At 71.0% G+C, this 23,100-nt stretch carries 20 protein-coding genes; 2 read left to right on the top strand and 18 right to left on the bottom strand.

What is annotated here, in order from left to right; genetic code table 11:
- Positions 1-18: 18 nt before the first annotated feature.
- The 18 genes from AB5L52_RS07185 to AB5L52_RS07270 all read right to left on the bottom strand — a co-directional run bounded on the left by AB5L52_RS07185 (position 19) and on the right by AB5L52_RS07270 (position 20,387).
- A complete protein-coding gene (locus AB5L52_RS07185; protein WP_369363030.1) occupies positions 19-1,404 on the bottom strand; it encodes an aspartate aminotransferase family protein in 1,386 nt (461 codons plus the stop codon).
- The gene (dxs, locus tag AB5L52_RS07190; RefSeq protein ID WP_369363031.1) at positions 1,401-3,299 is read right to left on the bottom strand and encodes a 1-deoxy-D-xylulose-5-phosphate synthase; all 1,899 of its coding nucleotides are present in this window, start codon (positions 3,297-3,299) and stop codon (positions 1,401-1,403) included. Before dxs ends, AB5L52_RS07185 begins: the two co-directional genes overlap by 4 nt.
- Before the next feature lie 35 nt (positions 3,300-3,334).
- Entirely contained in the window at positions 3,335-4,462 is a 1,128-nt protein-coding gene (gene ispG / locus AB5L52_RS07195; RefSeq protein WP_369363032.1) for a flavodoxin-dependent (E)-4-hydroxy-3-methylbut-2-enyl-diphosphate synthase, read from the bottom strand.
- A 4-nt stretch (positions 4,463-4,466) separates the two neighbouring features.
- Positions 4,467-5,489 (bottom strand): adenosyl-hopene transferase HpnH, encoded by a 1,023-nt coding sequence (hpnH, locus tag AB5L52_RS07200; RefSeq protein WP_351029773.1) that lies wholly within the window; start codon positions 5,487-5,489, stop codon positions 4,467-4,469.
- Positions 5,490-5,494: 5 nt separating this feature from the next.
- On the bottom strand, positions 5,495-6,136 hold the full coding sequence (locus tag AB5L52_RS07205) for a 1-hydroxy-2-methyl-2-butenyl 4-diphosphate reductase (RefSeq protein WP_351563729.1): 642 nt from the start codon (positions 6,134-6,136) through the stop codon (positions 5,495-5,497).
- Between the two features lies 1 nt (position 6,137).
- Entirely contained in the window at positions 6,138-8,162 is a 2,025-nt protein-coding gene (gene shc / locus AB5L52_RS07210; RefSeq protein ID WP_369363033.1) for a squalene--hopene cyclase, read from the bottom strand.
- A 115-nt stretch (positions 8,163-8,277) separates the two neighbouring features.
- Positions 8,278-9,414 (bottom strand): polyprenyl synthetase family protein, encoded by a 1,137-nt coding sequence (locus AB5L52_RS07215; protein WP_351563725.1) that lies wholly within the window; start codon positions 9,412-9,414, stop codon positions 8,278-8,280.
- Positions 9,414-10,850, bottom strand: a complete 1,437-nt coding sequence (gene hpnE / locus AB5L52_RS07220; RefSeq protein ID WP_351563723.1) for a hydroxysqualene dehydroxylase HpnE — start codon at positions 10,848-10,850, stop codon at positions 9,414-9,416. The genes AB5L52_RS07215 and hpnE overlap by 1 nt, the downstream gene beginning before the upstream one ends.
- Positions 10,847-11,113 carry a DUF6380 family protein gene (locus AB5L52_RS07225; protein ID WP_351563721.1) on the bottom strand — a complete coding sequence of 89 codons (267 nt, stop codon included), beginning with the start codon at positions 11,111-11,113 and terminating at the stop codon, positions 10,847-10,849. The genes hpnE and AB5L52_RS07225 overlap by 4 nt, the downstream gene beginning before the upstream one ends.
- On the bottom strand, positions 11,113-12,075 hold the full coding sequence (hpnD, locus tag AB5L52_RS07230) for a presqualene diphosphate synthase HpnD (RefSeq protein WP_351029784.1): 963 nt from the start codon (positions 12,073-12,075) through the stop codon (positions 11,113-11,115). The genes AB5L52_RS07225 and hpnD overlap by 1 nt, the downstream gene beginning before the upstream one ends.
- Entirely contained in the window at positions 12,072-12,968 is an 897-nt protein-coding gene (gene hpnC / locus AB5L52_RS07235) for a squalene synthase HpnC (protein ID WP_351563717.1), read from the bottom strand. Before hpnC ends, hpnD begins: the two co-directional genes overlap by 4 nt.
- Positions 12,969-13,328: 360 nt before the next feature.
- Positions 13,329-14,174 (bottom strand): ABC transporter ATP-binding protein, encoded by an 846-nt coding sequence (locus AB5L52_RS07240; protein WP_351563715.1) that lies wholly within the window; start codon positions 14,172-14,174, stop codon positions 13,329-13,331.
- Complete coding sequence (locus AB5L52_RS07245) at positions 14,167-15,096, bottom strand: ABC transporter permease (protein WP_369363034.1); 930 nt, start codon at positions 15,094-15,096, stop codon at positions 14,167-14,169. Before AB5L52_RS07245 ends, AB5L52_RS07240 begins: the two co-directional genes overlap by 8 nt.
- 58 nt (positions 15,097-15,154) lie before the next feature.
- Positions 15,155-16,027, bottom strand: a complete 873-nt coding sequence (locus tag AB5L52_RS07250; protein WP_351563784.1) for a glycosyltransferase — start codon at positions 16,025-16,027, stop codon at positions 15,155-15,157.
- A 5-nt stretch (positions 16,028-16,032) separates the two neighbouring features.
- A complete protein-coding gene (locus AB5L52_RS07255; protein ID WP_351563712.1) occupies positions 16,033-16,776 on the bottom strand; it encodes a CDP-alcohol phosphatidyltransferase family protein in 744 nt (247 codons plus the stop codon).
- A gap of 13 nt (positions 16,777-16,789) precedes the next feature.
- On the bottom strand, positions 16,790-17,851 hold the full coding sequence (locus AB5L52_RS07260) for an iron-containing alcohol dehydrogenase family protein (protein WP_351563711.1): 1,062 nt from the start codon (positions 17,849-17,851) through the stop codon (positions 16,790-16,792).
- The gene (locus AB5L52_RS07265; RefSeq protein WP_351029795.1) at positions 17,839-18,591 is read right to left on the bottom strand and encodes a phosphocholine cytidylyltransferase family protein; all 753 of its coding nucleotides are present in this window, start codon (positions 18,589-18,591) and stop codon (positions 17,839-17,841) included. Before AB5L52_RS07265 ends, AB5L52_RS07260 begins: the two co-directional genes overlap by 13 nt.
- On the bottom strand, positions 18,588-20,387 hold the full coding sequence (locus AB5L52_RS07270; RefSeq protein ID WP_351563710.1) for a DUF5941 domain-containing protein: 1,800 nt from the start codon (positions 20,385-20,387) through the stop codon (positions 18,588-18,590). Before AB5L52_RS07270 ends, AB5L52_RS07265 begins: the two co-directional genes overlap by 4 nt.
- 488 nt (positions 20,388-20,875) lie before the next feature.
- Here AB5L52_RS07270 and galE point away from each other — a divergent pair, with 488 nt between their 5' ends.
- Complete coding sequence (gene galE, locus AB5L52_RS07275) at positions 20,876-21,847, top strand: UDP-glucose 4-epimerase GalE (protein WP_369363035.1); 972 nt, start codon at positions 20,876-20,878, stop codon at positions 21,845-21,847.
- Positions 21,848-22,030: 183 nt separating this feature from the next.
- Positions 22,031-22,972 carry a cation diffusion facilitator family transporter gene (locus tag AB5L52_RS07280; protein WP_351029801.1) on the top strand — a complete coding sequence of 314 codons (942 nt, stop codon included), beginning with the start codon at positions 22,031-22,033 and terminating at the stop codon, positions 22,970-22,972.
- Positions 22,973-23,100: the final 128 nt, after the last annotated feature.

Below are 23,100 nucleotides of genomic sequence, written 5' to 3' on the forward strand. Positions count from 1 at the left end.
CCGGCGCCCCGGTGACGCTCAGCGGCCCGCCACCGCCTGCTTGATCAGGGTCTTGCCGAAGTCCCACATCAGGCCGCCGCCACTGTGTGCGTCGTCCATCACGGCGGTGAAGGCGTCCGTGAACCGGTCGACGTCCGCCTCGTCGATAATCAGCGGCGGAATCAGCTTGATCACCTCCAGATGATCGCCGGAGACCTGGGTGAGGATCCGGTGCCGCTGCAGCAGTGGTACGACGACCATCTGCGCGAACAGGCCCTTGCGCGCCGCCTGCAGCATGGTCCAGCGGCTGCGCAGCTTCAGCGAGGACGGCTTGCCGAACTCGATGCCGATCATCAGGCCCCGGCCGCGGACGTCGGCGAGGAGTTCGTACGTGTCGATCAGCGCGGTCAGCCGGGACTTCAGCAGGTCCCCGGTGCTGCGCACGCCCGCGACGATCTGCTCGTTCTCCATGGCCGAGAGCACGGCGAGGCCGCATGCCATCGCGGGGGCGTTGGAACCGAAGCTCGCCGAGTGGACCAGCACGCGGTCCATGGACGAGTAGACCCTCTTGAAGATCCAGTCCTTGCCGAGCGTGGCGCCGACCGGGACGTACCCGCCGGACAGTGCCTTGGCCACGCACACCAGGTCGGGTTCGACGCCGTCCTCGTGCTGGTAGGCGTAGAAGTCGCCGGTGCGGCCGAGGCCGGTCTGCACCTCGTCGGCGATCAGCAGTGCCTTGTGCCGGTGCAGGAGTTCCTGCGCGGCGCGCAGATAGCCGGGCGGGGCCTCGTGCACCCCCTTGCCCTGGATCGGCTCGACGATCAGGGCGGCGACGTCGCCCTTCTTCAACTCCCTTGCGAGGGCGTCGAGATCGCCGAGGGGTACGGCGGTGTCGGGCAGCAGCGGGGCGAAGCCGTCGCGGAAGCCGCCCTCGCCGTTGACCGACAGGGAGCCGGTGGTCAGGCCGTGGAAGGCGTGGTCACAGTAGAGGACACGGGGCTTGCCGGTGGCGTACCGGGCGAACTTCAGGGCCGTTTCGACGGCCTCCGTGCCGCTGTTGCCGAAGAACACCCGGTCCAGGTGCGGGCTGTGGGCGAGCAGTCGCTCGGCGAGCAGGCCGGGCAGCGGCTGGCAGTCGAACCGGGTCAGATCGGCGAGGTTCAGGTCGAGCACGTCGTGCAGCGCCTTGCGGACGACCGGGTGATGACGGCCGAGGCCCATCACCCCGAACCCGGCGAGCATGTCCAGATAGTCGTTGCCGTCCGCGTCGTAGAAGTGGGCGCCCTCGGCCCGCTCGTAGACCTTGTCGAAGCCGATGGTGTGCAGCATGCGCGGGAGCTGCGGGTTGAGGTACTTCGCGTGCAGCTCGTAGCGTTCGGCTCCGCGCTCGGCGAGCAGGGCGCCGAGGTCGAACTCCGTGCTCATTCCTTCTCCTTGGCTGGGCCGTCCGCGTCCCTGACGGCCAGGCTCGCGCTGATCCGCCCGGCGATCTCGACGGGCGTGAGACCGATGTCGGCCAGCACCTCGCCGCGCTTGGCGTGCGCGAGGAACTGCTCCGGGATGCCGAACCGCCGTACCGGCACGTCCACGTCGGCGTCGCCGAGGGCCAGCGCCACGGCGGAACCGACGCCCGCGGAGCGGCTGTTGTCCTCCACGACGGCGACCAGGCGGTGCGCGGCCGCGAGGCCCGGCAGTGCGGGGTCGACGGGCTTGACCCAGCGGGGGTCCACCACCGTGCAGTCGATGCCGCGCGCCTGCAGCAGATCGGCGGCCTGCAGACACACCGGGGCCATCACGCCGACGGCCACCAGCAGCACCTCGGGGCGCTCGCCGCGGTACAGCACGTCCATGTCGCCGACGTGGCCGATCGCCGGGATGTCCGGGCCGACGGACTCCTTCGGGAAGCGGACCAGGGTGGGCGCGTCGTCCACGGCGACGGCCTCGCGCAGCTGAGCGCGCAGCTGCCCGGCGTCGCGCGGGGCGGCGATCCTGAGACCGGGGACGACCTGCAGGATGGACAGGTCCCACATGCCGTTGTGGGAGGCGCCGTCGACGCCGGTGACGCCGGCCCGGTCGAGGACGAAGGTGACTCCGCAGCGGTGCAGCGCGACGTCCATCAGCAGCTGGTCGAAGGCGCGGTTGAGGAAGGTGGCGTAGACGGCGACGACCGGGTGCAGCCCGCCGGTGGCGAGCCCGGCCGCGGAGACGGCCGCGTGCTGCTCGGCGATGCCCACGTCCCACACGCGGTCGGGGAAGCGCTCGGCGAACTGGGCGAGCCCGACCGGGTGCAGCATGGCCGCCGTGATGGCGACGACGTCGTCGCGTTCCTCGCCGATCCGTACGATCTCGTCACCGAACACGGAGGTCCAGGAAGGTCCGCCGGACGGCGCGAGCGGTTCGCAGGTCAGCGGGTCCATCACGCCGACGGTGTGGAAGTGGTCCTCCTCGTGGAGGAGGGCGGGCTCGTAGCCGCGGCCCTTCTCGGTGAGGCAGTGGACCAGGACCGGGCCGTGGAAGCGCTTCGCGCGGCGCAGCGCCGATTCGACGGCCTTGATGTCGTGCCCGTCGATCGGGCCGACGTACTTCAGGCCCAGGTCCTCGAACATGCCCTGCGGGGCGAAGGCGTCCTTGAAGCCCTTCTTCGCCCCGTGCAGGGACTCGTAGAGGGTGGCGCCGACGACGGGTGTGCGCAGCAGTACGTCCTTGCCCCAGGCGAGGACCTTCTCGTAGCCGTCGGTGGTGCGCAGGGTGGCCAGGTGGTTGGCGAGGCCGCCGATGGTCGGGGCGTAGGAGCGTTCGTTGTCGTTGACGACGATGATCAGCGGGCGGTCCTTGACGGCCGCGATGTTGTTCAGCGCCTCCCAGGCCATGCCGCCGGTCAGCGCGCCGTCGCCGATGACCGCGACCACATGACCCTTCTCCCCCTGCACCTGGTGAGCCTTGGCGAGGCCGTCGGCCCAGCCGAGCGCGGTGGAGGCGTGGCTGTTCTCGATGATGTCGTGCTCGGACTCCTCGCGTGAGGGGTAGCCGGACAGTCCCCCCTTGCCGCGCAGCTTGGAGAAGTCCTGACGCCCTGTCAGCAACTTGTGGACATAGGACTGGTGGCCGGTGTCCCACAGGATGCGGTCGACCGGTGACTCGAAGACCCGGTGGAGCGCGATGGACAGTTCCACCACCCCCAGATTGGGCCCGAGATGACCGCCGGTCCGCGCCACCGCGTGCACCAGGAACTCGCGTATCTCCTCGGACAGTTCGCCGAGTTCCGCCTCGGACAGCGCCTTCAGGTCACGCGGTCCCCGGATGTTCTCCAGAATGGTCACGTAGGGCCCCCTCTCGGTCCGTGCTCTGCCTCAACTCACTTGTCTGCGGGGCTGGTCGGCTCGGCGAGCCGCATCGCCTCCTCGATGAGCGTGGCCACGATCCTCGACTCGGGGACGGTCTTGACGACCTCGCCCTTGACGAAGATCTGGCCCTTCCCGTTGCCTGAGGCAACTCCCAGGTCGGCCTCCCGGGCCTCGCCCGGACCGTTGACCACACACCCCATCACGGCGACCCTGAGCGGCACTTCCATGCCCTCCAGGCCCGCCGTGACCTCCTCGGCCAGCTTGTAGACGTCGACCTGGGCCCGGCCGCAGGACGGGCAGGAGACGATCTCCAGCCGCCGTTGCCTCAGACCGAGCGACTCCAGGATCTGGATGCCGACCTTGACCTCCTCCGCCGGCGGGGCCGACAGGGAGACGCGGATCGTGTCGCCGATGCCCCGCGACAGCAACGCCCCGAAGGCCACGGACGACTTGACCGTGCCCTGGAACGCAGGGCCCGCCTCGGTGACCCCCAGGTGCAGCGGGTAGTCGCAGCTCTCGGCGAGCTGCCGGTACGCCTCGATCATGACGACCGGGTCGTTGTGCTTGACGGAGATCTTGAGGTCCCGGAAGTCGTGCTCCTCGAAGAGCGAGGCCTCCCACAGCGCGCTCTCGACCAGCGCCTCAGGAGTGGCCTTGCCGTACTTCTGCAGCAGCCGCCGGTCCAGGGAACCGGCGTTGACGCCGATCCGGACCGGCGTGCCGTGGTCCTTGGCGGCGCGCGCGATCTCCTTCACCTGGTCGTCGAACTTCTTGATGTTGCCCGGGTTGACACGGACCGCCGCGCAGCCGGCCTCGATGGCCGCGAAGACGTACTTCGGCTGGAAGTGGATGTCCGCGATCACCGGGATCTGCGACTTGCGGGCGAGGGTCGCGAGGGCGTCCGCGTCGTCCTGGGTGGGGCAGGCGACCCGGACGATCTGGCAGCCGGACGCGGTGAGTTCCGCGATCTGCTGCAGGGTGGCGCCGATGTCCGACGTGCGGGTCGTCGTCATCGACTGCACCGACACCGGGGCTCCGCCCCCGACCGCCACCGGCCCGACCTGGATCTGCCGCGACTGCCGCCGCGGCGCGACCGGCCGGACCGGTACCTCGGGAACGCCCAAGGGTACGGCGGTCATCGCCTCACTCCCGGTTTCCCGAGACGGTCTCGCGCATGGCCCGCAGCGACTCCTTCAGGGAGCCCATGGTGGCGAGGACGGCCGTGGGTTCGTAGCCGCAGTGCGCCATGCAGTTCTCGCAGCGCGGGTCCTTGCCACGGCCGTACTTGTCCCAGTCGGTCTCCTCCAGCAGCTGCCGGTACGTGGGCACATAGCCGTCGCTCATCAGGTAGCAGGGCTTCTGCCAGCCGAACAGCGAGTAGCTCGGGATCGCCCACGCGGTGCACGGGAAGTCGACCTTGCCCTCCAGGAAGTCCAGGAAGAGCGGGCTCTGGTTGAGCCGCCACTTCGCCCGGTTGCCGCCCGAGAAGGCCTTCTTGAACAGTTCCCGGGTCTGCTGGACGCCGAGGAAGTGCTCCTGGTCGGGGGCCTTCTCGTAGGCGTAGGCGGGCGACAGCATCATCTCGTCGACCTGCAGGTCGTCGTTGAGGAAGTTCAGCACCTCGACGACGGTCTGCGGGGTGTCCGTGTTGAAGAAGGTGGAGTTCGTGGTCACCCGGAAGCCGCGCCGCTTGGCCTCCTTGATGGCCTCCACCGCCTCGTCGAAGGTGCCCTCCTTCGCCACGGAGGCGTCGTGCCGCTCCCGCAGCCCGTCGATGTGCACGGCCCAGGCGAAATAGGGCGAGGGCTTGAACTTGTCCATCTTCTTGCGCATCAGCAGCGCGTTGGTGCAGAGGAAGACGAATTTCTTCTTCGCCACCAACTGCCGCACGATTTCGTCGATCTGCGGATGCATCAGGGGCTCGCCGCCGGCGATCGAGACCATCGGCGCACCCGACTCCAGGACCGCGCCCACGGCCTGCGCCACGGGCATGCGCTGCTTGAGCACGCCCGCCGGGTGCTGGATCTTGCCGCAGCCCTCGCACTTGAGATTGCACGCGAACAGCGGCTCCAACTCGACCAGCAGGGCGAACTTGTCCCGCTTCCTGAGCTTCTGTTCCAACAGGTACGTAGCGACCTTGATGGTCTGACGCAGCGGCATGGCCATCTGGCTCACCTCCGGGGGAGCAACAAAGAACGGTGCCATTCATAAAATGCGGGAAGAACGGAACGAAGAACGCGGAAAGCAGATATTCCACCGCGCAGCGTGCCGATCCGGACGAGTTCATGTTCTGGAGCGTCCACGACCACCCGTACGGCCGCAACGGGGCGCTCGCCGCCGCGGACGGCGGCGAACAGCGTGGCCGCCGACTCCATGTCGACCGCGAGCGCGCCGGTCGCGAGCAGCTGGGACCGCTCGGGGCCGCGTACCACGTGGTCGGAGCCGGTGAGCGGCCCGGTGTGGACCGTGCGGCCGGGCAGCAGCCGCGCTAGTTCCTTGACCAGCAGCTCGGTGCCCACGCAGGCGACGGTGGCGCGCGGGTCCCGGGTCTCCTCGGCGACCACCAGGTCGCCGGGATGCATACCGGGCGCGAGCCCGGCGCAGAAGCCCGTGGCCAGCACGGCCGCGTCGGCCAGCGCCGGGCCGGAGAGCTGCCGGGTGACGGAGCGTTCCGCCGCACGGGGACCCATGCCCGTGCGGAGAAAGGAGACCGGCCCGTCCGCCCCGCCCCTGTCCCCCGTGCGCAGGGCCAGATGCTCGATGCCGAGCGCGCAGGCGATCAGCAGCGGGGCCGGTGCGGGCTGGTTGGTCAATTCAGCTCACCTTGGCCTCGGACAGCGGTTTCCCGGCGAGCAGAGCGCGCTCGAAGGGGTCACCGTGCAGATACCGGCCGAGCGCGGTGAGCGGGAAGACCTGCCGGTACAGGTGGTAGTTGATGGAGAAGTCCCAGGGGAAGCCGGTGCCGGTGAAGTACGGCTCGTCCCAGGTGCCGTCCTCCTGCTGGGTGTCGGCGAGCCAGCGGATGCCGCGCTCGACGGCCTTGGCGTCCTGCTCCCCCGCCGCGAGCAGCGCCATCAGCGCCCACGCGGTCTGCGAGGCGGTCGAGGCGCCCCGGCCGCTCCACTCCTTGACGAACTTGTAGGAGCGCAGATCCTCGCCCCAGCCGCCGTCGTCGTTCTGCACGCTCTCCAGCCAGGCCACGGCCCGCCGGATCGCCGGGTGCGCGCCGGGCAGCCCGGCGGCGGTCAGCGCGGGGACGACCGACCCGGTGCCGTAGATGTAGTTGACGCCCCAGCGGCCGAACCACGAGCCGTCCGGCTCCTGTTCGGCGAGCAGCCACTCGATGCCCCGGCGCGTCCGCGGGTCGTGGGCGAGGCCCTCCGCGGCGAGCATCTCCACGACGTGCGCGGTGACGTCCGCCGACGGCGGGTCGATGACCTCGCCGAAGTCGCAGAACGGCAGCCGGTTGGGGAACGGGCTGGTGTTGTCGACGTCGAAGGCGCCCCACGCGCCGTTCTTCGACTGCATCCCCAGGTTCCAGCGCACGGCGCGCCCGACGGCCCGGTCCACGCGCTCGGGGTCGTGATGCCGGACCCGGCGCAGTGCGAGGGCGACCTCGGCGGTGTCGTCGATGTCGGGGTAGTTGTCGTTGTGGAACTCGAACGCCCAGCCGCCCGGCGGTAGGTGCGGTCGCTTCACGGCCCAGTCGCCGGGCCGCACGATCTCCTCGCCCAGCATCCAGTCGGCCGCCCTGACCAGTTGCGGATGGTCGGCGGGCAGCCCGGCGTCGATGAGCGCGATGGTGGCGAGGCAGGTGTCCCAGACCGGGGACTGACAGGCCTCGATCATCCGGGCGCCGTCCTCGCGCCATACGGCGAAACGGTCCAGCGAGGCGAGGCCCTCGCGCATCACCGGGTGCTCGAGGTCGTAGCCGAGCAGGTGCAGGGCGATGACCGAGTACACCGCCGGGGGCTGGATGCCGCCCCAGCAGCCGTCGTTCTCCTGCCGCTCGATGATCCAGCGGGCGGCGGAGTTCATCGCGGCCCTGCGGAGGCGGCGCGGGGCAACCTTGCGGAACTGGTGCAGCGCCCTGTCCAGCCGCTGGAAGGCACCGGCCCAACTGGCCACCGGAGCAAGCGGCTTGGCCGGGTCGGGGTCGGCCGGGTCGGTGTGCAGCTCGTCCAGTGGGAAGGGCGCCGGGCGCACCGGGCGCTTGGCCGAGACGATGGTCAGCGGCACGATGGTCTGCCGGGCCCAGCAGCCGAAGTCGTAGATGTTGAGCGGCATCCAGGCCGGGAAGTAGATGAGCTCCGGCGGGAGTTCGGGCAGGTCCTCCCACTTCCACCAGCCGAACAGGGCGAGCCAGATGCGGGTGAAGACCCTGGAGGCGGCGATTCCGCCGCGCTCACGGATCCAGGCGGAAGCTTTCGCCAAGTGCGGGGCGTCGGGCGCGTCGCCGGCCAGGCGCAGGGCGACATAGGCCTCGATGGTGGTGGACAGTTCGCCGGGCCCGCCGTAGAAGGTCGCCCAGGTGCCGTCCTCGCGCTGCTCGCCGCGAATGAACTTCGCGGCGGCCTGCGTGGTCTCCTCGTCGCGGATTCCCAGGAACTGACGGAGCAGCAGGTCCTCGGCGTCCATGGTGACGTTGGTCTCCAGGTCGCCCTTCCACCAGCCCTGGGCGTCCTGCCGCGCGAGCAGGAGGTCCGTGGCGCGCCGGGCGGCGCGAGCGGCGGCTTCTTGTACCCCGGCCGTCTCGGGGGTGGTGTCGGTGGTGTCGCTGGCCGCGGCAGCGCGGGTCGGCACAGTCGCCCCGGTGCTTCCGTCGGTCGTCGCTGTCATGGCTTCCCCTTCGTGCAGTCGTGCGAGTCGTGCTGCTGTGGGTCCGCCGTCGGCCGGTGTCCGCAGGTGCTGCGGCACCGGCCGGCGAGCTACGCGAGTGTTCGACCGATAGTGATCATCTCTTTCGTACGACGACGAAGTCGGCGAGCGCCGTGAAGGAGTCCCGCACCCGGTCGGGCATGTCGACGGCGTCGAGGGCTTCGATGGCGATGATGTGCTGACGGCGCGCTTCCCCGGCCGTCCAGTCGCGGCCGCCGGCCCGCTCGATGAGGGCCGCACGGGCCGCGAACTCCTCCTCGGAGAAGTTCTCGAAGTCGCTGCTCTTGGCGTCCGCGGCGAGGATCTCGCCGAGCTCCTCGGAGGCGGGGCCGCCGGCCGCGAGCGCGGCGACGACCGGCAGGGACTTCTTGCGCTGGCGCAGGTCGCTCCAGGTCTGCTTGCCGGTGGCCTCCGGGTCGCCCCAGATGCCGAGCAGGTCGTCGACGGCCTGGAAGGCGAGGCCGAGGTGGTAGCCGTACTTCTCCAGCGCGTCGGCGGTGGCGTCGTCCGCGCCGCCGAGCACCGCGCCGATGGAGCTGGAGGCCGCGAGCAGCGCGCCGGTCTTGTTGCCCTCCATCTCCAGGCACTCCTCGACGCTGACGCGGTCGCGGTGTTCGTAGGAGATGTCCTGTGCCTGACCGTCGATCAGGGCGCGGGTGGCGGTGGTCAGCCGGCGGGTGGCGCGGCCGGCCTCGACCGTGCCGAGCTCCAGCAGGATCTCGTTGGCCAGCGCGAACAGGGCGTCGCCGACCAGGATGGCCTGCGCGGGGCCGTGCACCTTCCAGACCGTGTCGCGGTGCCGGCGCTGCTCGTCGCCGTCCATCAGGTCGTCGTGCAGCAACGAGAAGTTGTGGACGAGTTCCACGGCGACGGCGCCGGGGATGCCCACCTCGGGCGCGGCGCCGGTGACCTCGGCGGAGAGCACGGCGAGCGCGGGACGCACGGCCTTGCCGCCGTCACCGTCGGCCGGGTTGCCGGCGGCGTCGATCCAGCCGAAGTGGTAGGCGGCGACGGTGTCCATGGGAGACGCCAGCCGATCGACGGCCGCACGCAGGACCGGAGTGGCCAGGGTCCGGCCGCGCTCCAGCAACGCGGTCACGTCCACCGCGGCCCGTGGGACGGGCGTCGAGGCCGGGGGCACAGTGGGCACAGTCTCTCCTCTTGTTGCGGTACCGGGGGTGCGGGGACCTGCCGCCGGCTGCTGATCGAGCATCAGGCCGCCTCCTCGAACTCGAAGAGATGGCGGGGGCGGGGCCGGCCCAGGGCACTGAGGGCGGCGTCGGCCGCGCTCACTCCACTGCGGACCGCACTCTCCATGGTCGCGGGCCACCCTGTGGCGGTCCACGCTCCGGCCAGGTACAGGCCGGGGGCCTTGGTGCGGGCGCCGGGCCGCAGCCGCCCGACGCCGGGGGTGGGGGCGAACGTGGCCGTGCGCTCCCGGGTCACGAAGAAGTCCTGCACCTCGGCGCCGCGGGTGCCCGGGATCAGCCGCTCCAGCTCGGGCAGATAGCGCTCGCGCAGTTCGGCGACCGGCAGGTCGATCTCCTCCTGCGCGGCCGACTGGGACAGCGCGAGGTACTGACCGTCGGTCAGCCCGGAGGCGTCGGTGCGGTCGAAGACCCACTGCACCGGGGTACCGAGGGCGGCGAAGAACGGGCGCGCCAGCACCTTGCGGTCGTAGACGACATGGACGTTGAGGATCGGCGCGGTGTCGATGCCCAGCAGCCGCTCGGGGGCGTCGAGGGCGCCGGACGGCAGCAGGTCGTGGGCCTCGCGCTGGGGTACGGCGAGGACGACGGCGTCGGTTTCCAGGCGCTCACCGGGAACCTGAACGCTCCAGGTGCCGTTCTCGTTGATAGAGACGGAGGTGACGCGTGTACGGACCTCGGTACGGACGCCCGCGGAGTCGAGCGCCTTGCGGGCCAGCCGGTCGTGCAGTTCGCCCAGCGGGACGCGGGCCCAGCCGATGTCGGCCGCGCCCGGGTCGGACAGCAGACCGGTCTTGAACACCATCGCGGCGAGCCCCAGTGAGGCGTCGCCCGCGACCGCGTTGAGGGTGGCGACCCCGACCAGGTCCCACAGGGCCTCGACGGCGCGCGTCGACTGGCCGTGCGCGGCCAGCCAGCTGCCGAAGTCCTGGGTGTCCAGGGTCGGATCGGCGAGGTCGAGCCCCTTCAGCGCGAGCGCGGCCCGCCCGACCGCAGCGCGCTCGGCGAGCGAGAGGTGCGGATAGGCGGCCAGGCTGCGCCCCAGGTGGAGGGGGACGGGCAGCGGGTCGCGCCGCAGTCTGCCGAGCCGTCTGCCCTCGGGCTTGGCGACGTCGACGACGGGCACGTCCAGGCGGTCCTGCAGCGGTGCCAGCGACGCGCCCTCGATCCGGTCGAGGAACCAGCGGTACGCGGTGCAGCAGCGCAGGTACACATGCTGGCCGTTGTCGACGGTCAGCTCGCCGCGCTGAAAGGAGAAGGCGAGGCCGCCGAGCCTCGGCCTGCCTTCGAGCAGGGTGACACGCACGCCCGCGTCGGCGAGCGCGAGCGCCGCGGTGATCCCGGCGAGCCCGCCGCCGACGACGACGGCGCTGCGGCCTGCCGCGCCCTCGTCTCCCGCGGCGCGGTGCGCCTGTGCTGCGGGGCGTGAGCCGTCGCTCATCGTGCGTCCTTCCGTGCGAGCGCTCCGCGGGCGGGGCCGTGATGGACCGTCCTTTGTCCGCCGCTTCGTCGTGGCTGGTCGTGCCCACGCCGCGGTAGCCGCAGGTCAGATACTGCCCCGCGCCCCTGGGCGCTGCCGACCTGCTGGGCGTGCAGAGTGAACGGTGCACGCTCCGCCGTCGCAGTCAGGGACGCCACGCCGCAGTGAAGGGTTGCCTGCCGCATCTCCCCCTGCCACTCGTCTCCTGGTTCGCCGAGATCCATCAGGCGCGCCTCCTGACGGAACGCGGGGAGACATGGCGGGTCACATGCCGGGTGTCCAGACCGGACAGGCCGCGCACGGCGACGTAGGCCTTCTCCCGTCCGGGCAGCGAGACCCGGCCGCGCAGCACGGCCTCCGGGTCGCGCTCGATACGGTCCAGCAGCCGGCGGTAGATGCCGGCCATCGCGGCGACACAGGCACCGCTGCGCCGGTCGAGCATGGGCAGCAGCCGGTAGCCCTCGGCGAAAAGGGCACGGGCCCGCCGCACTTCGAAGTGCACGAGGCCCGCGAAGTCGGAACCCTCGGGTGGAGTCGGCCCGTCGAACCCGGCCGAGCAGCCGAACTTGGCCAGGTCGTCGGCGGGCAGATAGGTACGGCCGCCCTCGGCGTCCTCGCGGACGTCCCTGAGGATGTTGGTCAGCTGCAGCGCGAGACCGAGGGTGTCGGCGTACTCGGACGCGCGCTCGGCGCCACGCGCTCCCGGTTCGGTGCCGAACACGCCGAGCGAGAGCCGGCCGATGGCGCCGGCGACACACCGGCAGTAGGCCTTCAGGTCGTCCCAGGTCTCGTAGGTCTCGCCGCGCACGTCCATCTGGACGCCGTCGATCAGTTCGTCGAGGCCGCCGAGCGGGATCGGGAAAGCGCGTGCGGCATGGGCGAGCGCGACGGCGACCGGGTCGGTGTCGTCCTCCTCGACCTCACCGTCCCGGACCCGGGCGAGCAGCGCCCTGGTGTCCTCGAGCCGCTTCAGCTTCACCTCGCCGGCCAGGTCGCCGTCGCCGATGTCGTCCACGCGCCGGGAAAAGGCGTACAGCGCCGACATGGCGCGACGCTTGGGCGTGGGCAGCAGCCGGATGCCGTAGGCGAAGTTACGGGCCTGCTGCCCGGTGACGGTCTCGCAGTAGCTGTAGGCGGCGAGTACCGGTGCGGACACGTGTGACGGAGAATCCACGGTCCGGATCACCCCTCTCCTCGCAGGATCACGCCCGCCTCACGCAGCAACTGGACCTTGCCGGGTTTGGGCGGACCGGGAAGTACGTCGTATTCGGCGGCGGCGATCGCGCTGATCGCCGCCCTCCCCCCCGCCACGAACCCCGCGAGCAACAGCTTCAACCTGCCGTGGACGCTACCCACCAGGGGAGCGCCTTCATTCAGCAGATCTCGGGCGCGTTGTGCTTCGTATGCAACCAGGGCGCGCATCGATGCGCCTGCGGTTTTTGCGCCAAGATCCGTTTCCTGGATGTGAAAGCGCTTCATGTCCTCGGCCGGGAGGTAGATCCGGTCCCGGCCGAGGTCCTCGGCGACGTCCTGGAGGTGTTCGACGATCTGCAGGGCGGTGCAGATCGCGTCGGACAGGCAGATCCGCTCGGGGGTCGACGTACCGGTGACGCCGAGGACGAGCCGGCCGACCGGGTTGGCGGACAGTTCGCAGTAGGCGAGGAGGTCGTCGTAGGTCTCGTACCGGGTGACGAGCTGGTCCTGGCGGTTGGCGGCGATCAGGCCGAGGAAGGGCTCGGGGGTGAGGGAGCGGCGGCGGACGGTGGGCTGCAGCCGGCGCAGCAGCGGATGGCGGGGGGTGCCGTCGAAGACACGCCGCAGGTCCGCCTCGAAGGCGTCGAGGAGGACCAGCCGGTCCTCGGCCTCGGCGGGCGACACGCCGAGCGCGCGGGCGTCGGCTCCGCCGGGGGCGAGGTCGCCGTCACCGATGTCGTCGACCAGACGGGCGAAGCCGTAGACGGCCATGAGGTCGTCGCGCCACGCCCGGGGCAGGAAGAAAGGGGCCACGGGAAAGTTCTCGCTCGCGGCTTTGTCCAGGGTGGCGCGTTCCAGGTGAGGCGCCGTCTCGGTGGCCGTCATCGGGTGCTGCCCGGGGCGGGGACGGCACATGCTGCGTTGAGCTGGGGAGTTTCCGTAGCCATTGCCGTCACATCTCCCGTTCTACACTGCCGACCCAATACACACTATTTCGGACACGCCGCCCGGCAATTCGCGGGGTCGCCCTGGCGCAGGATGCCGCGCATTATCGCCCCACTTGCCGCTTTCCGGCGCTGGTACAGCTTACGTTGTACAGCGCAGTAAGGTCCGTCGGGGTGTCCTGCGCATCACAACAACACACCGATTGGTTCCAAGATTCCTGACACAGGCCGGAGTTGACGGTTCCGTTACGGCCGCAGGGTCCCCCCGGACAGTCTCCGGCGGGACCCTGGCCGAAACAGGCTACTTGCCCGTGAACTTCTCGTACTCCTTCAAAACCTCTTCGGTCGGGCCGTCCATGCGCAGCTCGCCGCGTTCCAGCCACAGGACGCGGTTGCAGGTGTCACGGATGGACTTGTTGTTGTGACTGACCAGAAAGACCGTGCCGGCCTCCTTGCGCAGTTCCCGGATGCGTTCCTCGGAGCGCTTCTGGAACTTGCGGTCACCGGTGGCGAGGGCCTCGTCGATCATGAGGACGTCGTGGTCCTTGGCGGCGGCGATGGAGAACCGCAGCCGGGCGGCCATGCCGGAGGAGTAGGTGCGCATCGGCAGCGTGATGAAGTCGCCCTTCTCGTTGATGCCCGAGAAGTCGACGATGTCCTGGTAGCGCTCCTTGATCTGCTCCCGGGACATCCCCATGGCGAGACCGCCCAGGATGACGTTGCGCTCACCGGTCAGGTCGTTCATCAGGGCCGCGTTGACGCCGAGCAGCGAGGGCTGGCCGTCGGTGTAGACCCTGCCCTTCTCGGCGGGCAGCAGACCGGCGATGGCGCGCAGCAGCGTGGACTTGCCGGAGCCGTTGGAGCCGATCAGGCCGATGGCCTCGCCGCGGTAGGCGACGAAGGAGACCCCGCGCACGGCGTGCACCTTGCGCACACCCCGTGCGGCGTCGTCGGAGCCGCGCTTGAGGATCCGGCTCAGCGCGGCCGTGGCGCTGCCCTTGCCGGTCCTGGCGCCGTTGACGCGATAGACGATGTGCAGGTCGTCCGCGATGACCGTCGGGCAGCGTTCCTCGCGGGACGCTGCGTTCTGCTCGGAGGTCCGCTCGGAGGTGCGCTCGGAGGTGCGCTCGGGGTTCTGCTCAGCCACGGCCGTACCTCTCCTCCGCCTGCCAGAAGTAGACGAACCCGCCGGCGAAGACGACCACGGCCCAGCACAGCGCGATGGCCCACACATGCGGGGGCAGGTTCGCGGCGCCGTAGCCGTCGATCAGCGCGTAGCGCATCAGGTCCATGTAGACCGCGGCGGGATTGATCTGGAGCAGCCTTACCGCGATCTCGGAGCGGCCCTCCATCATCTTGCTGATGGAGAACATGACGCCCGAGGTGTACATCCAGGTGCGCAGGATGAACGGCATCAGCTGGGCGAGATCCGGGGTCTTGGCGCCCATCCGGGCCACGATCAGCGCGAGCCCGGTGTTGAACAGGAACTGCAGCAACAGGATCGGCACGATCAGCAGCCAGGCCGGGCCCGGATAGCTGCCGAAGCCGATCGCCACGACGAACATCACGATCATCGAGAAGAGCAGCTGCTGGAGCTGCTGCAGCGAGAAGGAGACGGGCAGCGAGGCGCGCGGGAAGTGCAGGGCGCGCACCAGGCCCAGGTTGCCGGAGATCGCCCGGACGCCGGACATGACCGAGCTCTGCGTGAACGTGAAGACGAACACGCCCGTGACCAGGAACGGGATGTACACGTCCTGGGACAGGCCGCGGCTCGCGTGCAGGATCACGCCGAAGATGAAGTAGTACACGCCCGCGTTGAGCAGCGGGGTCGCCACCTGCCAGAGCTGGCCGAGCTTGGCCTGGCTGTACTGGGCGGTCAGCTTCGCCTGGGAGAAGGCGAGGATGAAGTGCCGCCGGCCCCACAGCCGGCGGACGGACTCGGCGAGTGAGGGGCGGGCGCCGCTGACGGCGAGCCCGTGCTTGGCGGCGAGCTGTGCGGCCGTCAGTCCCTCGTCGGGCGGCGGTATCGCGCTCACCGCGACACCGCCGTCATGGGTTGTGTGACTCACGAGTGGGAATCCGGACTCTCTGGTAAGAAGCTTGGTCTCTTCGGGTAAGAGAAGCTTCTCAGATCACCGGAGGCCGGCCCAGTCGGGTCAGCCGCCACACCGTGCGCCAGCGCATGGGACGGCGCGGGCCGCACGGCGTGGTCCAGCCCTCGCGGAAGCCGCCGAACCACGCCCGCAGGGCCGGCCGGGAGGGGCGGCGCAGCAGCGTGAGCAGCATCCAGACCCCGAGATAGACCGGGACCAGGGGGGCGGGGAGGTTGCGGCGGGCGAGCCAGACCCGGTTGCGGGCGACCATGCGGTGGTAGACCGCGTGCCGCGAGGGCGCGGTGGTCGGGTGGTACAGCACCATGTCCGACCGGTAGTCGATCATCCAGCCGGCCTCGAGGGCCCGCCAGGCCAGGTCGGTCTCCTCATGGGCGTAGAAGAACTCGTCCGGCAGGCCGCCGACCTCGGCGAAGACCCGGGTGCGTACGGCGTTGGCGCCGCCGAGGAAGGTGGTGACCCGTGAGGAGCGCATCGGGTCGGAGGCGCGCAGCCGGGGCACGTGCCGACGCTGGGTCTCGCCGGTGTCGGGGTCGGCGATGCGGAAGCTGACGATGCCCAGCGCGGGGTCGGCGGCGAAGGCCTCGCGGCACAGCTCGGCCGTGTCATGGCGGGCGAGCAGGCCGTCGTCGTCGAGGAAGAGCAGTATGTCGACGTCGCGGCCGCTGGGCCCGAACGCCTCCATGCCGACGTTGCGGCCGCCGGGGATGCCCAGGTTCTCGGGCAGTTCCACCGTCCGTACGCCGTCGGGGACGTCCGGGACGGGCGAGCCGTTGCCGACGACGACCACCTCGACCGGGTCGCCGTCCTGCTTGGCGACCGAGTCGATGAGGGCCCGCAGCTCCTCGGGCCGGTTGCCCATGGTGATGATGACGGCGCCGACCTTCACGGCACTCACTTCAGCCTGCTGGAGGCGAGGATGGACACCAGGTGCAGCAGGGTCTGCAGCAGGGCGATGCCGGCGAGGACGGCCGTACCGAGCCGGGTGAAGAACAGGTCGCCGCGGGCCTGGTCGGCGATCGCGAGGACCACGATCAGCAGCGAGGCCTCAATGCCGAGGATGAGCCGGTGGAACTTCAGCGCCGCGGCGGCCTTGCGGGCCAGCGCCATGCCGGAGGAACGCAGCTCGGCGGCGGCCTCCTGCACGGGCGGCTTGCCGGCCTGGTGCCGGGCGACGCCGACCAGGTCGGTCTCGGCCTTGATCAGGATGGCGCCGAGCGCGGCCAGCGTGCCGAGGAAGGCCCACAGCCAGTCGATCCGGCCGCTGCCCCACAGGTCGGCGGCGCGCAGACCGAGGCCCACCAGGACGGCCGCGTCGGTCAGGTAGGCACCGACGCGGTCCAGGTAGACCCCGTTCAGCGAGTACTGCTTCTTCCAGCGGGCGACCTCGCCGTCGACGCAGTCGAGCAGCAGATACAGCTGGGTGGCGACCACGCCGAGCACGGCGCCCCAGATCCCCGGCACCAGCAGGGCCGGGGCCGCGAGCACGCCGCAGACGGTCATCAGGTAGGTGAGCTGGTTGGGCGTGACCCTGGTGGTGACCAGGTAGCGGTCGACGCGCAGGGACACCTCGCGCATGTAGAGGCGTCCCGCCCAGTGCTCACCGCTGCGCCGGTCCTTGACCCCCGCGGGGTGCACGACCGGACGGAGTTCAGCTACCGATGGCCTTGACATAGTCGGCGTAGGTGTCCTTGATCTGGTTCGTCTTGAGGTCGAGGTGCTCGAGGATCGTGTAGCGGCCGGGCCGGGTCTCGGGGGCGAACTCCACCGCGCGGACGAACTCGTCCACGGTGAAGCCGATCTCCTCCGGCATCACCGGGAGGCCGTGCCGACGCAGCACTTCGGCGGTGTGCGCCGCCTCCTCGTGCGCCCCGCGCAGATACATCGCGAAGGCCGCGCCGAGTCCGCACTGTTCGCCATGCGCCGCCGCCCGCTTGGGGAACAGCAGGTCGAAGGCGTGGTTGATCTCGTGGCAGGAGCCCGAGGCAGGCCGCGAGTCGCCGGAGATCGACATCGAGATGCCGGTGAGGACCAGCGCCTCGGCGAGCACCTGGAGGAAGTCGTTGTCGCCGATGCCACCGGGGTGCCGCAGCACCGCCTCGCCCGCCTGGCGGGCCATGGCCGCGGCGAGGCCGTCGATCTTCTCGCCGTTGACCCGGTTCGACAGCTCCCAGTCCGCGACCGCGTTGATGTTGGAGATCGCGTCGCCGATGCCGGCCCGGACGAAGCGGGCCGGGGCCTCGCGGATCACGTCGAGGTCGATGACGACCGCGATCGGGTTCGGCACGCCGTAGGAGCCGCGTCCCGCGTCGTTGTCGAGGGTCGCGACCGGCGAGCACAGGCCGTCGTGCGCGAGGTTGGTCGGTACGGCGACCAGGGGCAGGCCGACGCGCGCCGCGGCGAACTTGGCACAGTCGATGATCTTGCCGCCGCCGAGGCCGACCACCGCGTCGTAGTGGCCGGACTTCATCTCGCCGGCCAGCCGGATCGCGTCGTCGAGGGTGCCTCCGCCGACCTCGTACCAGCTGGCGCCGGGCATCGAGGGGGCGATGCGCTCGCGCAGCTTGGCACCGGAGCCGTTGCTGACGGCGACGGCGAGCCGACCGGACTGCGCGATGCGCTCGTCGGCGAGGACAGCGGCCAGGTCGTCCAGGGCACCCGGGCGGATGTCGACGACGACCGGCGAGGGAATGAGCCGGGTCAGGAGCGGCACGCGATCTCCCGTCCCTTGGCGAGGTCGTCGTGGTTGTCGATCTCGACCCACTGGACGTCGCCGATCGGCGCCACGTCGATCCGGAAGCCGCGGTTGACCAGCTCCTGGTACCCGTGCTCGTAGAACTGCTGCGGGTCGGCCTCCCAGACCGTCTTCAGCGCGTCGGCCAGCTCGGGGGCGGCGTCGCCCTCGATCAGGGTGACGCCGATGTACTCGCCGGTGGCCTCGGCGGGGTCCATCAGCTTGGTGATCTTCGTCATACCCTTCTCGGGGTCGACGACGACCTTCATCTCCTCGTCCGCGAGGGACTTCACGGTGTCCAGGGCGAGGATGATCTTCTTACCGTCGCCACGTGCGGCGAGCAGCGTCTTCTCGACGGAGACCGGGTGGACGGTGTCGCCGTTGGCGAGGATCACGCCGTCCTTGAGGGCGTCACGACCGCACCACAGGGAGTAGGCGTTGTTCCACTCCTCGGCCTTGTCGTTGTCGATGAGGGTGAGCTTGAGGCCGTACTTCTGCTCCAGGGCCGCCTTGCGCTCGTAGACGGCCTCCTTGCGGTAGCCGACGATGATCGCGACCTCGGTCAGCCCGATCTCGGCGAAGTTGCCGAGGGTCAGGTCCAGGACCGTTGGCTCACCCTCTATGCCCGCAGGCCCCACCGGCACCAACGCCTTGGGCAGGGTGTCGGTGTAGGGGCGCAGACGCCGTCCGGCGCCGGCCGCCAGCACGAGGCCGATCATGCGGGTTCTCCTTCATCGTGTACGGCGGGCGCCCCTGCGGACACCCAGAAGCGGATGCTCTCGGCGAGCACCACGAGGGCGACGGCCACGGCGAGGACCGTGAGCGCGACCGTGAACTGGGCCGCGGTGAGCACCGCGGCCAGGACGGCGACGAGCAGCGTCCGCCCGTCGTGCCCCCCGATGACGCGCACCAGCCAGGCCGGAGGCGCCCCGGCGTCACCGCGGATGCGGTACACCGTGTCGTAGTGATGGTAGGCGACGGCGGCCACCAGTCCGAAAGCCGCAGGAAGCGCTCCGTTTACCCCCGCCTTACCCGCGAGCGCCAGGACGGTGCCGTACTCGGCGGCTCGGAAGAAGGGCGGGACCAGCCAGTCGAGGGCTCCCTTGAGGGGGCGGGCAACGGCGAGTGCCGAGGTCAGGACGTAGACGAGGGCGCCGATCACGGGCAGCACCGAGCCGAAGTCCGTGAGGGCGCAGCAGGCGACGACCGCGGCACCGCCGAGGAAGGCGACGGCGGGTACGGCAAGGCCCGGCAGGGAGCGCTGGACGACGCGCCGTACCGCCTCGGTGAGCGGGCCGAAGTCGGCGAGGTCCGCGAGCGCCTGGGCGGCCCGGTCGGTGCGGCGCGCCTTGCGGGTCAGGGACCGCAGCACGCGGCCGGCCGTGGTGTACGTCGCCGCGAAGGCGCAGCCGGCGAGCAGGACGTAGAAGGTGATCCGGGGGGTCGTCGCCGCCGTCAGGACCGCTATCAGCGCCCACCGCTCACCGATGGGCAGGACGATCATCCGCCGCACCCACACCGTCCAGCCGACGCTGTCGAGCTTGTCGGAGAGGGCGGCGGTGGGGCTGGTGTTGGCGGTGGCGTCGTGGTTGGCCTCGTTGAAGGAGAAGTCGACCACGTGCCGGCAGGTCTGCAGAACCATCGCGCCGAGCGCGAGCGCCCACACGTCGTCGCCGCCCCGGGCCGCTCCGAGGGCGAGGCCGGCGTAGTAGGCGTACTCCTTGGCCCGGTCGAAGGTGGCGTCGAGCCAGGCACCGAGCGTGGAGTACTTCAGGGCGTAGCGGGCGAGCTGGCCGTCGGTGCAGTCCAGCACGAAGGAGGCGATCAGCAGCACACCGGCCGCGATGAACCCCGCGCGCGTGCCCGTCGCCGCGCAGCCCGCCGCGATCAGGGCGGTGAGCAGCGAGGCCGTGGTGACCTGGTTCGGGGTCAGGCCGCGGCGGGCGCACCAGCGCGCGAGATAGCGCGAGTAGGGGCTGATGAAGAACGTGGTGAAGAAGCCGTCGCGGGACTTCACGGCCGACTTCAGGCGCACGGCCTCGTCGTCGACGGCGGCGACGGCCTGGCGGGCCTCGTTGCGGGCCTGCGGGTCGGCGGGGACGGCGGCGACCAGGCTGCCCAGCTCCGGCCGGTGCACCGCGCAGCCGTCGGCGTCGAGGGCGGTGACGATGCGGTCGGCGAGGCTGTCCACGGCGAGCGCCGTACCGCCTCCGGCGGAGGTCTCGCGGGCCACGGCCCGGGTCAGCTCCTGGCGGGCGGCCGACTGGGCGGTGACGGCACCGGGGACGGCGGCGAGCGGGAAGCGCGGGTCGGTCAGGCCGAGGCGCAGCGCGTGCGGATGGCCGACGAAGCGGGCGTCGACCAGGGCCACGCGATCGCCGGCCGGAGCGGCGGCGAGCAGCCTCTCGGCCTCGGCGGCGTCCGCTGCCACCCGGACGTCGAAGCCGAGCGACCGCAGATCGTTCTCGAGGGACGATCCGGGGACCGGCTGACCGGTGACGATGGCCGTCGACAACCGAACTCACTCCCTGGGTGCCGGCGCGGGCGCCGGTCTCTCACATGATGGGGGCGCCCTGTCCGCGGCACCCGGGCGGCATGTCGGCAGAGGCTATCCGATGGGCGGAGCCCTTGTTCACCGGCCGTTCACGGCCCGGTCCACGGGCGCTGCCGAGGCCTTTGCCGCGATCATCATCGGGGATCCGGGGCCCGACCGACAAACCGTCGGCGCAGACCCGGGCATCCGGGACAGGCGAACGGGGCACTCAGGGCCTGTCGACAAGTCCCTCCCGTCGTCCGCCCGGAGGGCGGGCCCCGCGGCGGCGACGGGGGTTCCTCGCGCGAGCACATTCGAGCGTGGGGCGCGTTCGACCGCAAGGCGCCGGAGCGCCCTGGACGGGGGCTTCTGGGGAGTGCGTGCCAGGCGTCGCGGGACCGGGGGCACCTCCGACGCCCTCGAAGGAGCGGGGGCGTGATGCGGCGGACAGGCCCTTAGGGTGGACGACCATGACGTGGTTGATCACCGGCGGAGCCGGATACATCGGGGCGCATGTGGCACGGGCCATGGCCGGCGCCGGGGAGAGCGTCGTGGCGCTGGACGACCTGTCGGCGGCGGTGCCCGAGCGGCTCCCGGCGGACGTCCCGCTCGTCCCGGGTTCGACGCTGGACGGCGAACTGCTCGCGCGGGTCTTCAAGGAGTACGGCGTCACGGGCGTCGTCCACCTCGCGGCGCGCAAGCAGGTCGCCGAGTCGGTGGCCGAGCCCACCCGCTACTACCGGGAGAACGTGGGCGGCCTCGGCACGCTGCTGGACGCGGTGGCCGGCGCCGGTATCCAACGGCTGCTGTTCTCCTCGTCGGCGGCGGTGTACGGCAACCCCGACGTGGACCTGATCACCGAGGACACCCCGTGCGCGCCGGTGAACCCCTACGGCGAGACCAAGCTCGCCGGGGAGTGGCTGGTACGGGCGGCCGGGCGGGCACACGGGATCTCCACCGTGTGCCTGCGTTATTTCAATGTGGCCGGCGCGGCGGCGCCGGAGCTGGCGGACACCGGCGTGTTCAACATCGTGCCGATGGTCTTCGACCGGCTCACCCGCGGCGAGGCTCCGCGGATCTTCGGTGCCGACTATCCGACGCCGGACGGCACCTGCGTCCGGGACTACATCCACGTGGCCGACCTCGCCGAGGCTCATCTCGCGGCGGCACGCCGGCTCGCCGACGGGGACCTGTCCGGCGATCTGACGCTGAACATCGGCCGGGGCGAGGGTGTCTCGGTGCGCGAGCTGATCACGCTCATCGGGGAGGTCACCGGGGACCGGCAGGAGCCGGTGGTGGAGGGGCGCCGGCCCGGAGACGCGCCGCGCGCGGTCGCCTCGGCCAAGCGGGCCGCCGAGCAACTGGGCTGGCGGGCCCGGCGCGGGGTGCGCGAGATGGTGGAGTCGGCCTGGCAGGGGTGGCAGCTGCACCACGGCCGCTGAGCCGCGCGGGGCCGTCGGGAGCCGTTCGCCCGCGGCGCCGCCACCGCCTCCGACCAGCCCTGACCTGCGTAACGTTTCCGCAGGTCAGGGCACATGACAACGGTGTTCAGTGCCGCGTTGCCCTATACCCCCCACCCGTAGTTCACTGGGCCCTGCCAGACGGAACAGAGAAGGGCGGTTGTCATGGGGGCAGGGCACGACCACGGGCATGCGCACAGCCACGCGCCGGCCACGGGTACGGCCGCGGCCGCGTACCGGGGCCGGTTGCGGATCGCGTTGGGCATCACCGTCACGATCATGGTGGTGGAGATCGTCGGCGGTCTGCTCGCGGACTCGCTCGCGCTGATCGCGGACGCGGCGCACATGGCGACCGACGCAGTGGGCCTCGGCATGGCCCTGCTCGCGATCCACTTCGCCAACCGCCCGCCGAGCGCCAACCGCACCTTCGGCTACGCCCGCGCCGAGATCCTCGCCGCCCTGGCCAACTGTCTGCTGCTGCTCGGGGTCGGCGGCTACGTCCTGTACGAGGCGGCCCAGCGGTTCGTGACGCCCGCGGACACCCGCGGCGGCCTGATGATGGTGTTCGGCCTGATCGGCCTGGTCGCGAACTCGGTCTCGCTGACCCTGCTGATGCGCGGGCAGAAGGAGAGCCTGAACGTGCGCGGCGCCTTCCTGGAGGTGGCCGCGGACGCGCTGGGCTCGGGGGCCGTACTGGTCTCGGGGGCGGTGGTCCTCACCACCGGCTGGCAGGCCGCCGACCCGGTCGCCTCGATCGTCATCGGCCTGATGATCGTGCCCAGGACGCTGAAGCTGCTGCGCGAGACGCTGGACGTGCTGCTGGAGGCGGCCCCGAAGAACGTCGACATGGACGAGGTGCGGGCGCACATCCTGGCGCTGGACGGCGTGGAGGACGTGCACGACCTGCACGCCTGGACGATCACCTCCGGCATGCCCGTGCTGTCGGCGCATGTGGTGGTCGGCTCGGACGCCCTCAGCGCCATCGGACACGAGAAGCTGCTGCACGAGCTGCAGGGCTGCCTCGGTGATCACTTCGACGTGGAGCACTGCACCTTCCAGCTGGAGCCGGGCGGACACGCGGAGCACGAGGCCCGGCTGTGCCACTGACGCCCCGACCAGGTGTTCGGCGCCCCTGGACGATTCCGGGCTCCGCCGGCCGGGCACGATGATCCACCGAGTCCGGCTTCCGGCACCGCGCCGCGCGCGGACATGACGGAAAGTGCCGGGAGTGCCGG

The sequence above is a fragment of the Streptomyces sp. CG4 genome, assembly GCF_041080655.1.
Taxonomy (GTDB): domain Bacteria; phylum Actinomycetota; class Actinomycetes; order Streptomycetales; family Streptomycetaceae; genus Streptomyces.

What these genes read in the sequence shown, in the direction of transcription:
- AB5L52_RS07185 (WP_369363030.1), bottom strand. Translation starts at nt 1,404, where the DNA reads ATGAGCACGGAGTTCGACCTCGGCGCCCTGCTCGCCGAGCGCGGAGCC.
- ispG (WP_369363032.1), bottom strand. Translation starts at nt 4,462, where the DNA reads ATGACCGCCGTACCCTTGGGCGTTCCCGAGGTACCGGTCCGGCCGGTC.
- hpnH (WP_351029773.1), bottom strand. Translation starts at nt 5,489, where the DNA reads ATGGCCATGCCGCTGCGTCAGACCATCAAGGTCGCTACGTACCTGTTG.
- shc (WP_369363033.1), bottom strand. Translation starts at nt 8,162, where the DNA reads ATGACAGCGACGACCGACGGAAGCACCGGGGCGACTGTGCCGACCCGC.
- AB5L52_RS07215 (WP_351563725.1), bottom strand. Translation starts at nt 9,414, where the DNA reads ATGCTCGATCAGCAGCCGGCGGCAGGTCCCCGCACCCCCGGTACCGCA.
- hpnE (WP_351563723.1), bottom strand. Translation starts at nt 10,850, where the DNA reads ATGAGCGACGGCTCACGCCCCGCAGCACAGGCGCACCGCGCCGCGGGA.
- AB5L52_RS07225 (WP_351563721.1), bottom strand. Translation starts at nt 11,113, where the DNA reads ATGGATCTCGGCGAACCAGGAGACGAGTGGCAGGGGGAGATGCGGCAG.
- hpnC (WP_351563717.1), bottom strand. Translation starts at nt 12,968, where the DNA reads ATGACGGCCACCGAGACGGCGCCTCACCTGGAACGCGCCACCCTGGAC.
- AB5L52_RS07265 (WP_351029795.1), bottom strand. Translation starts at nt 18,591, where the DNA reads ATGATCGGCCTCGTGCTGGCGGCCGGCGCCGGACGGCGTCTGCGCCCC.
- galE (WP_369363035.1), top strand. Translation starts at nt 20,876, where the DNA reads ATGACGTGGTTGATCACCGGCGGAGCCGGATACATCGGGGCGCATGTG.
- AB5L52_RS07280 (WP_351029801.1), top strand. Translation starts at nt 22,031, where the DNA reads ATGGGGGCAGGGCACGACCACGGGCATGCGCACAGCCACGCGCCGGCC.